This window comes from Cellulomonas sp. ICMP 17802, from assembly GCF_041295535.1.
Taxonomy (GTDB): domain Bacteria; phylum Actinomycetota; class Actinomycetes; order Actinomycetales; family Cellulomonadaceae; genus Cellulomonas.
In genome coordinates this window covers 491,145-502,168 of the sequence record NZ_JBGFQZ010000001.1, presented here as the reverse complement: position 1 = coordinate 502,168, position 11,024 = coordinate 491,145, and the positions used below count along the sequence as shown (strand labels likewise).

General features: G+C 74.4%; 11 protein-coding genes. 3 read left to right on the top strand and 8 right to left on the bottom strand.

Features of this window, described 5'->3' with window-relative positions:
- The first annotated feature begins 3 nt into the window (after positions 1-3).
- The gene (locus AB5970_RS02480; RefSeq protein WP_370502310.1) at positions 4-510 is read left to right on the top strand and encodes a DUF3806 domain-containing protein; all 507 of its coding nucleotides are present in this window, start codon (positions 4-6) and stop codon (positions 508-510) included.
- Positions 511-524: 14 nt separating this feature from the next.
- Here the strand turns inward: AB5970_RS02480 and AB5970_RS02475 are convergent, their stop codons facing one another.
- Entirely contained in the window at positions 525-1,025 is a 501-nt protein-coding gene (locus AB5970_RS02475; RefSeq protein WP_370502309.1) for a ribonuclease H family protein, read from the bottom strand.
- A gap of 103 nt (positions 1,026-1,128) precedes the next feature.
- On the opposite strand from AB5970_RS02475, the gene AB5970_RS02470 reads away from it, so the two are divergent.
- A complete protein-coding gene (locus AB5970_RS02470) occupies positions 1,129-1,647 on the top strand; it encodes a hypothetical protein (protein WP_370502308.1) in 519 nt (172 codons plus the stop codon).
- Between the two features lie 4 nt (positions 1,648-1,651).
- On the opposite strand, the gene AB5970_RS02465 is transcribed toward AB5970_RS02470, so the two are convergent.
- The 4 genes from AB5970_RS02465 to AB5970_RS02450 form a co-directional block, all read right to left on the bottom strand.
- Positions 1,652-2,218, bottom strand: coding sequence for a DoxX family membrane protein (locus tag AB5970_RS02465; RefSeq protein ID WP_370502307.1), 567 nt, complete (start codon positions 2,216-2,218; stop codon positions 1,652-1,654).
- A 181-nt stretch (positions 2,219-2,399) separates the two neighbouring features.
- A complete protein-coding gene (locus tag AB5970_RS02460; RefSeq protein WP_370502306.1) occupies positions 2,400-3,350 on the bottom strand; it encodes a 5'-3' exonuclease in 951 nt (316 codons plus the stop codon).
- Between the two features lie 261 nt (positions 3,351-3,611).
- Complete coding sequence (locus tag AB5970_RS02455; protein WP_370502305.1) at positions 3,612-5,000, bottom strand: hypothetical protein; 1,389 nt, start codon at positions 4,998-5,000, stop codon at positions 3,612-3,614.
- A gap of 253 nt (positions 5,001-5,253) precedes the next feature.
- Entirely contained in the window at positions 5,254-5,931 is a 678-nt protein-coding gene (locus tag AB5970_RS02450; protein ID WP_370502304.1) for an RNA polymerase sigma factor, read from the bottom strand.
- 344 nt (positions 5,932-6,275) lie between these two features.
- Here AB5970_RS02450 and AB5970_RS02445 point away from each other — a divergent pair, with 344 nt between their 5' ends.
- Positions 6,276-7,847: an HNH endonuclease signature motif containing protein gene (locus AB5970_RS02445; RefSeq protein WP_370502303.1), complete on the top strand. Its 1,572-nt coding sequence runs from the start codon at positions 6,276-6,278 to the stop codon at positions 7,845-7,847.
- Between the two features lie 158 nt (positions 7,848-8,005).
- Here AB5970_RS02445 and AB5970_RS02440 read toward each other — a convergent pair whose 3' ends face one another.
- From AB5970_RS02440 to AB5970_RS02430, 3 genes are all read right to left on the bottom strand, one after another.
- Positions 8,006-9,766 (bottom strand): chromosome partitioning protein, encoded by a 1,761-nt coding sequence (locus AB5970_RS02440; protein ID WP_370502302.1) that lies wholly within the window; start codon positions 9,764-9,766, stop codon positions 8,006-8,008.
- 209 nt (positions 9,767-9,975) lie between these two features.
- Positions 9,976-10,416, bottom strand: coding sequence for an ATP-binding protein (locus AB5970_RS02435; RefSeq protein ID WP_370502301.1), 441 nt, complete (start codon positions 10,414-10,416; stop codon positions 9,976-9,978).
- Positions 10,417-10,514: 98 nt separating this feature from the next.
- A complete protein-coding gene (locus tag AB5970_RS02430) occupies positions 10,515-10,880 on the bottom strand; it encodes a VOC family protein (protein ID WP_370502300.1) in 366 nt (121 codons plus the stop codon).
- Positions 10,881-11,024: the final 144 nt, after the last annotated feature.

The following is an 11,024-nucleotide window of genomic DNA, read 5'->3' as shown; positions in this document are numbered from 1 at the left end:
GACATGGGACTGTTCCGACGCGCCGCGCGGCCGACCGACGGATCGGACGTGCCGCACCCGCACACGCCGGGCGACGAACGCCGCTCCGTGCGGGTCGAACCGCTGAACGCCGCCGAGATCGTGTGGGCCGCGCAGCACCGCGAGATCATCACCGGGCTCTGCTCGGGCACCGTCGACACGCAGACGCTGGGCGACCTGTTCGACCGCGTCCAGGCCATCTGGCTGCAGTCCGACGACCGGACCGACCCCGAGTCCCTGGTGCACGCCTTCGGCGTCTCGGTGGGTGACCTGGTCGCGCAGCGCGTGCCGGGCCTCGTGTGGGGCTCCGCCCACGACGACGGCGCGCCCGAGCTGGTGCTCACGCACCCCGAGCACGACATCGTGGTCTTCCCGCTGGCCGCGGTCGCCGCGAGCTGGGGCGAGGCCCCGGTCGGCTGGGTGGCCGACTACGTGCACGAGGCCTCCGGCGGCGCGCTCGCGATCCTGGCCGGCGAGCGCCAGGCGCACTGAGCGGCGGGGCGAGGCTAGAAGAGCACGTCGGGCACGACCACCGGGACGGGTCCGACGGCCACCGGTGCCACGTCCGCGGGTTCCCCGTCGCGCACGCCGCGGGCCGCGATCCCGGCCAGCTCGTCGGCGCGCTCGTTGAACTCGTCGCCGCGGTGCCCGCGCACCCACACGAACGTCACGGCGCCGGCGCGCTCGGCGATCGCCTTGTCGATGGACTGGATGAGCGCCAGGTTCTGCACGGGTCCGCCCGCGGCGGTGCGCCAGCCCTTGCGCTTCCAGGCGTGCACCCACTCCGACGAGCACTTGATCGCGTACTGCGAGTCGGCCTGGATGGTGAGCGGCTCGTCGCCGGGGTGCGAGCGGATGGCCTCGAGCACGGCCATGAGCTCGGCCACCTGGTTGGTGCCGGAGGCGTGGCCGCCGCTGGCGCTGGTGCCGTCGTGGTTGGCCCATGCCCACCCGATGGCCCCGCCGGGGTTGCGCAGGCAGGAGCCGTCCGTGCTGACCGTGATCACGGGGGGTGATTCTGCCCTGTGCCGGGGCCGCTCCTGCACCCGAACGGGGTCATTCGGTGCACAGGTGCTCACGTGACCCACCGATCCGGCCGATGTGCACGGTATGACGACGTTCGACGACACGGACCTCTTCACCGACGCGTTCCACGACTTCCGTGGCGTGGGTGCCGCCCGGCGCCGCTCGGGGGCGCTCACGGGGCTCGTCCTCGTGGCGGCCGCCGTGCTGGTGGCCGTGGGGTTCGTCTGGGCCCGGGGCGGCCCGATGGTCGCGGACCCCGCGATCGGGGCATCGAGCCTGCTGCCGGCGTTCGCGGCGGAGCAGACGTCCGTGGACCGCGTGCCTGCCGACGACCTCGCCGGACTGGGCGTCGACCCGCACACCACCCGGTTCCTCACCGAGACGTCGACCGGTCGCCACTACGCGGCCGTCGGGGTCTCCGGCAAGCTCTGCGTGGTGACGATCCAGTCGGGCGAGCTGCCCCAGGTGAGCTGCACGGCGCCGTCGTCGACCGCCCGGATCGCCGTCGACGACACGCTGTTCGTCGTGGCGTCGTCGGGGCCCGCCCCGGCCGCCGCGGACGGCTGGCGCGAGGCGGGCCCCGACGTGTTCGTGAACGACTGACCGCTCACTCCTGCGGCAGGCGCAGGCGCGCACCCAGCGCCGCGGCGCCGATGACGGCACCCGCGCACGCGAGCACGATGTCCTTCACCACGTACTGACCCGTCAGGGTCGGTCCGCCGGCGGGGAACAGCTCGCCGTAGAACAGCACGATCGGCGACATGATGCCGACCAGCGCCCCGGCCAGGAGCACCAGGCCGGTCCGCAGGAACAGGCCCGTGACCAGCGTGAGCCCGATGACGGTCTCCATGGTCGCGGTGAGCAGCAGCGCCGCGGTCGGGCCCACGTGGCCCAGGGTGAGCGCGCCGATGGTGCGCTCGGCCAGCTCGGCCGCCGGGCTCATGCCGGGGAAGAACTTCAGCACCCCGAAGCCGAGGAACACGAGCCCGAGGCTGATCCGCAGCGCCGTGATGGAGTGCCGGGTCAGCACGGTGGCGAGGCCGGCGACCGAGCGGTCGATGACCGACGTGGCGGCGGCTGCGGGCCGGGCGAGCGTGTTGCTCGGGACGGGGGCCGACGTCCGGGCCGCGGGGTGCTTCTTCGCCGTGGACGTCAGGGTGGGGACGGAGGACATGGACGTGCCTTTCCGATCGAGACCCCTGGTCGGGGTGCGGGTGCCGGTGATCTCCGGTGGGACGTGGCTACCGGTCGGTAACGCACGTCCCAGCAGGAGGACGTCCGTCCATGTCTGATACGTCCGATTTCCTGGCTTCACCCGCTCCGGGCTGCGTCACATCCCGTGACACAGGCCGGTCTCAGCCCAGCGCGAGCGCGTCCACCACCCGCTTGACGCTCGACGAGAGGCCCCACCGCTCCGCCAGCGCGACCAGCGCCTCGGCGTCCGCGACGACGTGCGGCAGCCGGTCGTCGACGTCCCCCACGGGCGCGTCGGGAGCGACCCGGACCACCGCCGGGGCGACCTCGAGGTAGGCCGCCGCCTCGACCAGGCGGCGCCTCTGCGTCGCCGACAGCCCGGGGTCGCCCGCGTCCCGCGCGGCGAGGATGCCGGGAAGCGAGCCGTAGCGGTGGATGAGCTGCGCGGCCGTCTTCTCCCCGATCCCCGGCACGCCGGGCAGCCCGTCGCTCGGGTCCCCGCGCAGCACGGCCATGTCGGCGTACGCCTGGCCCGACGGCACCCCGTACTTCTCCTGCAGCAGCGCCTGGTCGACGGCCATCAGGTCGCGGATGCCGCGGATCGTGTACAGCACCCGCACGGGGACGCTGTCGTCGACCAGCTGGAACAGGTCCCGGTCGCCGGTGATGACGTCCACCGCGGCGCGCTCGTCGCGAGCCACCTCGCGCGCGACGAAGGTGCCGATGACGTCGTCCGCCTCGTACCCGGGGACGCCCACCCGCGCGATGCCGAGCGCCCTCAGCACGTCGACGATGACCGGCACCTGCGGGGACAGGGTGTCGGGCACCTCCTCGATGCCCGTGGTGCCGGGCACCTCGACCGCGACCCGGTGGGCCTTGTACGACGGGATGGCGTCCACCCGGAACTGCGGCCGCCAGTCGTCGTCCCAGCACATGACCAGCCGCGTGGGCCGGTGGGTCGTGACCAGCGTGGCGATCATGTCGAGCAGCCCGCGCACCGCGTTGACCGGCGTCCCGTCCGGCGCCTTCACGGAGTCGGGGACCCCGAAGTACGCGCGGAAGTACAGCGACGCGGTGTCCAGCAGGAGCAGCTTCTCGGTGCGGTCGGCCATGGGGGCGAGTCTGGCAGGAACCACCGACCGCGAGCATGTCGTCGGCGGCCCCACCAGCGCCGATGGCGCGGCTGATCGCATGGTCGCGGGGCTCGCGTTCTCGCGAGCACGTCGTTGACGGGCCCACGAGCGCCGATGACGGCGCTGATCACATGGTCGCGGGCTCGCGCTGGTCGGTCCTGCGATGCGGCATGACGAAGGCCGGTCGGCGTCCCTCCGACGCCGGCCGGCCTTCGTGCTCTCTCCGCGGGACCTCCGGGGTCAGCCCGCTGCGGAGAAGTCCAGCTGGTCGTCGACGACCGCGATGACGCTCCACGTCATGCCGTCGGCGTCGGCGAGCTCGTACGTCGGCACCAGCACCGAGGCCCCCGTCGGCAGCGTGGTGAGCGCGACGCCGAGGCGGGACGAGACCAGCGTGACGTGCTGCACGGGCCACGCCAGCGGGCTCCCCGCGGTCGGCGTCGCCGGGACGGTCGGCTCGTCGGACGGGGCGATCGCCGCGGAGTCGTCGGCCACCTTCATGCCCTCGGACGCGAGCGGCATCACGCCGCCACCGCCCGAGATGCCGAACCGCGGGTCGCCCAGCCGGGCCACGGCCTCCGTCGGGCTGACGACGTCGTACGCGCCCAGGTCGACGATCGGCGCGAGCGGGGCGTACAGCGACTGGACCCCGTCGGCGACGATCGTGACGCTCGCGGTGACGCCGGTCTGCTGGCCGTCGACCACCTGGGTGGCGGTGACGTTGGTGACCTGCGGGCTGCCCGGGTCGGTCGTCGCCGCGAGCTGGTAGCCCGAGGTGTCGATGCCCAGGGACTTCAGCACGTCGGCGGCCTGCGCGACCGCCGCGTCCCCCGTCGGGGCCGCACCGGCCGTGGTGCACTCCGGCGTGCCGGCCGGCTCGGGCACCGCGACGCCGCCGCCGGCCGAGTCCGTCCCGGGCGCCTGGATGGAGTCCTCCGCCGAGCGCGAGCAGTTCCACGGGTCCCGCGTCGGGTCGTAGTACGAGAGGCTCGCCAGGCCGTCCGGCGACAGCGACACCGACGGACCGGTGCCGTCCGTCGCGCCCACCGACCACGAGCCGTACTCCTGCCGCGGCTGCCCGGTCACTCCGAGAGCGGTGGCGGCGGCGACGAGCGTCTCCTGCGAGAACGTGCCCGCGGCGTCGAAGCCGTAGGCCTTGCCCGACCCGCCCTCGGTGGACAGCCCGCTGGCCGTGAACACCGTGCGCCCGCCGTACCAGGGGTACATGAGCTTGGACTGGTCGGAGGCCACACCCCCGCCGGCCGCCATCGACGCCGACTCCGGCGCCGCGGCGTCCCGTCCGCCGCCGCTGTTGGCGAGCGACATCGCCGGGGAGGCCGTGACCGTCTCCGGGGCGTTGTTGAGCCCGTACGCGTAGCTGCCCCCGCCGATCACCGCGACGCCCGCGACCGCCGCGGCGATCTGCAGCCAGCGCGGGGCGCGGCGGTTGCGACGGGCGGCGAGCTCGTCGGTCGGACCGCCCAGCTCGACGCCCGTCCGCTCCGTGATCGCCGCCGTGAGGCGGGCCAGGTCCGGCTCGCTGCCCGCCGCCGGGTCCGCGGCCTGGAGCCGGGCGAACGCGACGTCGTCGGTGCCTTCTGGCTGCTCGTGCTCGGTGCTGTCGTTCACGGTCCTGCCTCCTGGGTCGGGGGGTGCGGTGCTCTCTACCCCACTTGTGTGCCGACCCGGGCCGGGCTTGCAGGCGGCGGCCGGCGGGCTTCCGCTGCCTGCGGGCGCGGCCGCGTCTTGCGGGCGCTGCCGCTCTGGCCCCGACCGTGTCTTTGCGGCGCTGCCGCTCAGGCCCGTCTTTGCGGCGCTGCCGCTCAGGCCCGTCTTTGCGGCGCTGCCGCTCAGGCCCGACCGCGTCTTGCAGAGCTGCCGCTCAGGCTTCCGCTGCGGCCCAGGCGTCGCGCAGGCGCGCACGGGCGCGGCTCAGCGCGGCGTCGGCTCCCCCGCGACCGATCCCGAGCACCTCCGCGAGCGCGTCGCCCGTCAGGCCCTCCCACGCGTTGAGCAGCAGGATCTGCCGGTCCCGGGCGCCGAGTCCGCCGAGCACCTCCCGCACCCGCTCGTCCTGCACCGCGCGCGTCGCGGGATCGTCGGCGTCGATCTCGTCAGGGAGGTCGCCCACCGGCACCGGGCGACCCTTGCGACGGTGGTTCGCGACGACGAAGCCGGCCGTCCGGTACAGCCACGGCAGCTCGGCGCCGTGCGGCACGTCCTCGCGCCGGCGCCACGCCACCGCGAGCACGTCCGCCGTGAGGTCCTCGGCCTCGTCCCGCCCGGCCCGGCGGACGACGAAGCGGTGCACCGCCGACGCGTGCGCGCGGACCACGGCCTCGAACCAGACGGCGTCGTGGGTGGCGTCCGGGACGGCCCCGTGGGACGCGACCGTGATCGGGACTGCCTCGGCTGTCGTGTCGGTGGGCGCCGCGGCGGCCGGGGTGGCACCGGCCGTCGCATCGGCGACGCCATCCGCGTCGACGGTCTCCTCCGGCCGGTCGTCGAGCGGCGGGTCGTCCGGCTCGAGGTCCGGCGTACTCGGTGTCCGCGACGGCACGGTGCTCCCAGGTGGTCGTTGTCGGTCGGGCGAAGGCCTACACCTGCACTCTGTCGCGTGGACTCCGGTTCTTGCACCACCGGGTGCGGAGTTTCGTGCGGCTGGGGATTCTTGCCCCTTCTCGGTCTCGTGCGTTCTCGACCGTCCGGCGCCGAGCCGCCCACAGCCCCCACGTTGTCGTCGCTGTCCACAACCTTTCCCGTACGCCACCTGACGCGTCCGCGGCGGACGGTAGATTCGTACGTATGTTCGATTCGTCCGTTTCACCACCACCCCCGGGCTCGTGGTCGTCGGGTGCCGCTATCTGCCCGGACCGCGCCGCCGCCCCGGCCGAGCACTCGTCGGTGACTGACCCGGCGACCTCGGAGATCCTCGGCGACGATCCCTGGTTCGCACTGTCGAAGTCCCTGGCGGTCCTCGACGGCGATCGGTGGATCGACGAGGCGGACGTCGTCGAGCACCCCGACGACCACCTGAGGCGACCGGCGTTCGGTCCTACGGACGTGGCGCTCACCCCAGCAGGGCCGGAGCTCGCGATCGTCCTCGAGTCGATCGACCGGGACACGCTCTCGGACGAGGAGCTGGCGGAGGTCGTCGCCGCGTGGCAGCGGCTGGCGTCGTGGGTGTTCCTCGGAAGCGCGCGCGCCGCCGCATCGCTGGCCGGGCGGGCGTCGATGAATCCCTCGTGGCCGTACCAGGCCACCAGGACGGACCTGTCGTGCACGGCGGGCGACGAGATCGCGATGCGGCTCGCCTGGTCGCGACGAGCGGGCGCCCAGCTCGTGCGCAACGGCCGGGCCCTGACCGGCGCGATGCTCGCGACGGCGGACGCGCTGGCGGCCGGCGAGATCGATACCCCCAAGGCCCTCGTGCTCATCGACCGGCTCTGGAACGCCGCGCCCGACCTCGCGGACGCCGTGCAGGCGGAGGTGCTGCCGCGCGCTGAGGTACGCACCCCGAGCCAGCTCGCCACCGACGTCGAGCGGGCGCTGGTCACCCTCTCCCCCGCCGATGCGGACGTCCGCCACCGCGTCGCCCGCGCGGCCCGTCGCGTCGACCGCCCCCGACGACTGCCCGACGGCATGGCGGGGCTGTGGGCGGTGCTGCCCGCGGAGTCGGCGGTCGAGATCGATGCCGTCCTCGAGGCCACAGCCCGCACCGCACGCGCGGCCGCCGACCCGCGCACCCTCGACCAGCTCCGCGCCGACACCCTCGTGGACATCCTGACCGGCCGCACCGGCTGCCGTGTCGAGGCCGCACCGCACCCGGACAGCCGCTCTGCCGCCATCGATGACGACGAGAGCGACGCCGACACCGCCGACGCAGCACCTACCGGGGTCCGGGTACGACGACCGAGGATCCAGGTGAACGTGACGGTCGCCCTGTCGACGCTGCTCGCTCTCGACGAGGAGCCGGCCGAGCTCGACGGCTACGGGCCGCTGCAGGCCACACAGGCCCGAGCGCTGGCGCTCGGCGGTGTCTGGCGGCGGCTGGTGACCGACCCGACCAGCGGCGCCGTCCTCGACGTGGGCCGGACCCGGTACCGACCGCCCGCGGACCTCGCCGACCACGTCCGGCACCGCGACAAGCGATGCGTCCGCCCGCACTGCTCCGCGACCGCCGAGCAGTGCGACCTCGACCACACGATCGAGTTCCACGGAAGCGGGGGCGAAGGCACCACCTCCGCGGGGAACCTCGGACCGGTGTGCCCACGCGACCACCGACTCAAGACAGATGGCGGCCATCGACTGTCCCAGCCCAGCCCGGGTCGGTTCGAGTGGATCACGCCCGCCGGCTTGCGCTACCTCGTCGTGCCCGGCGCCGACGGCTCGGTGGAACGAGTCGACCGCCAGCCACGACGGCGAGCGGTCGTCCTCCCGGCCACCGCGAAGGATCCGGGACCACCGCCGTTCTAGCCGCGCGACGCCGGCAGCTGCCGGATCGCGGGAGAGTCAGTCGCGACCCGGGAGGTCGCCACGCCTCGCAGCAGCCGGTCGCCGGTCGGCCCTTGTCAGCGGTCGCCTGCCGCCGATGAACGGCGAACCGTCGACGGACCCCCGCGTCCCGGAAGGCGTCAGAGGCCGTCCGCGACCACGGCGGTGACTCGGAGCCAGGCGTCGCGGGTCGTGGTGCTGAGCGCCTCGTAGTCGATCGGCCCACCGGCGACGAGCGCCTTGTCGTGGGGCACCTCGAGGACGGCGCGGGTGAGGGCGCCGAAGTGGCTCTTGAGCCGGCGCTGCAGGTCCTTGTCGACCTTCGGTTCCGGGGCCGAGAGCACGGTCACGGCTCGCCGGACGGCCTCGTCGTGACCCGTCGCCCGCAGGGCGTCGAGCGCCCAGGCGGCCGACTGCGCGGTGTCCTCCCGCACGGTCGAGACGACGACGATCTGGTCGGCGGCGCCGACCGCCGCCTGCCAGTTCGAGGCACGCATGTTGTTGCCCGTGTCGATCACGAGCACCCGGTAGAACCGCGACAGCACCTGGTGCAGCGACGAGAACGAGGCTGCGTCGACGGACGAGGCCGAGGCGGAGTTCTCGTCGGAGGCCAGCACGTCGAACTGCTCGCTCGGCTGGGTGCGGACGAACCCGTCGAGGTCGCCGATCCGGACGGTCCCGCCGGAACCGAGGGCGGGCAGGGCATTGAGCAGGTCGACGGCGGTCCGGGTGTGGTCGGCGTGCGACGAACGCCACCCGAGCGTGCCGCGGGTCTCGTTGTTGTCCCAGGCCAGCGTGTACCCGCCGCGCTGCAGGCCGAACGTCGCGGCGAGCAGCATGGTCGCCGTCGTCTTGTGCGCGCCGCCCTTGGGGTTGATGACCACGACGGTCTTGGGGCCGTCGAGCGTGCGACGCACCGACGCCGAGGCGACGCGACGGCGCCGTTCGACGCGACCGGGCCCGGGGGCGATCCCACCGAAGGTCACGCGGCGGACACCGGCCCGCCACCCGTGCTCGGCGGGGCCGCCGGCCGCGGGATGACGCGCCGCGAGGAGGTCGTCGAGCGTCGGCAGGGGCTGGGACGGGTCGGGCGGCGGAGCGCTCAGCCGGGAGCCGGTGAGGCCGCCTGCGGCTGAGGGACTGTCGGCGGGAGCAGAGGCTCCCACGGACGTGGCGCGGCTCGCGGCCGGTCCGCGGCTCGGCGACGGAGTCGTCGGTTCGGTGGCGGGCCGGGTAGCCGGCGACGCCGCCGCGCTGGCAGCCGCTGCCGCACCCCCGCTCGGCGGCACGGCCGCGGCGCCGGCGCCAGGGGTCGGGGAGCTCACGGGCACGCCCGCGCCGGGCGTCGTGGGCACCGGTCGTCCGCCCGTCGGCGTCGACACGGAGTCGGCCGTCCCGGCGCGAGGGGCGCTTCCGACGGTCGGCGAGGCTGAGCCGGAGCTTGTCGGCTTGTCGCGGTCGGAGTCCTTCGAGCTGTCCGCGGACCCGCTCTGACCTGCGGCGTCGCCCGACGGCTCGTCGGCCGACGAGCCCGCGGTGCCTTCGGTGACCTCGCTCGGCGAGGCCGGGGGTGCGCCCGGCGCCCCGGCTGCGGCCTCGAGCGCGATGTCGTCCAGCGGGCCGGGCGCTTCGTCGACCAGGCCGTCGGGGTGGATGAGCAGCGACCACACCCCGTCGGGATCGCGCACCTGCACCGGGACGGGCCGCCCGACCGACTCCGCCAGGGCGGCGATGCGGGTGGTGATCGCCGCGCCCGCCTCCGCCAGGTTCGCCATCCGCACGCGCTCGATGACGCCGTCGACCGAGATCTCTCCGGTGCCGTCGTCGCGCACCTCGGCGCGGATGTCGGGCAGTCGGGTGGTCGTCGTCGACGTGTTGTGCCCGTCGGTGCCGTCACTCATGGTGTGGTTGCCCCTCGCTCCCAGTCGTCCGCCCTCGAAACTACGCCGCGCGGCGCTTGCGTGCATCGTGGAACCGCAGGCCAGCGCACTGGCAGGGGGGCTGGAGCGACCGAGGGCACCGGCGTGAGCAGGGTGCGACGGTCCTCGGGGACGCTCCGGAGTGAGATCGGGCACCTCCGGGCATCCCGGGCGTGTCGGCGGAGCCCGGCTCACTCGTCGGTGAGGACCTCGAACCAGACCGTCTTGCCGTCGGGGTGGCTCTGGATGCCCCAGTCGGACGAGAGCGCCTCGACCAGGGCCAGGCCGCGACCGCTGGGCGCGGTGGGCTCGGGGTGCCCGACGACGGGCGTGCCGCCGCCGGTGTCGCGGACGCCGACGCGGACGGTGACGCCGTCGATGCGCACGTGGATCCGCACGGCACCGGCGTCGGGACCGTGCACCACCGCGTTGGACACGAGCTCGCCGGTCAGCAGCTCCACCACCTGGTTGGAGGCCCCGCCGACGCCGGCGTCGGCGATGGTCCGCATGACCCAGTGCCGCGCGGCGCGGGGTGCCGATCGCTCCGCCTCGACGACGAGCTCGCCGTCGACGACGTGCGCGTCACGACGACGCACGCTCGGAGCGCTGCTGAGGTCCCGCACATCACCCACCAGCCCAGAGTGCCTGACCTGGGCCGGTCGTGCCCGGGGGGACGGTTGGCGCGTCCGGGTGAACGCTGCACGTCAGACCCGCCGACGAGGCTCCCGGGTCAGGCCTGGTGGCTCACCAGGCCCACCAGGTTGCCCTCCGAGTCGCGGACGAACGCCTGCCACTCGTCGGTCCCCGCGGGCCCCAGGGTGTCGTCCTCGTGCCGGAAGATCACGTGCGGCTCGGAGTCCACGACGACGCCGCCTGCACGCAGCCGCTCGACGGTCGCGGCCACGTCGTCCACCCGCAGGTAGAGCAGGGCCGACGGCGCACCCCGGTCGAGCAGCAGCCGGACCCCGTCGAGGTCGAAGAAGAGGAGTCCGGGCGGGTCGAACCGGGCCGTCGGCGGCGCTCCGAGGAGGTCGGTGTAGAAGGCGGCCGCGCGGTCGAGATCCTCCGCGCGCTGAGCGACCTGCACGAGTCCCATGCCGCCATCCTGCCGTCCGGGAGCACCGCCCGGGAGCCCCGGAGCGCCGATCTGAGGTACCTCAGACGGGTCGGCCCCCGCCTCAGGGTCCAGCACCCCCGCCTCAGTCGTCGTGCACCCCGGACCGGCGCCCAGGACCCGTCG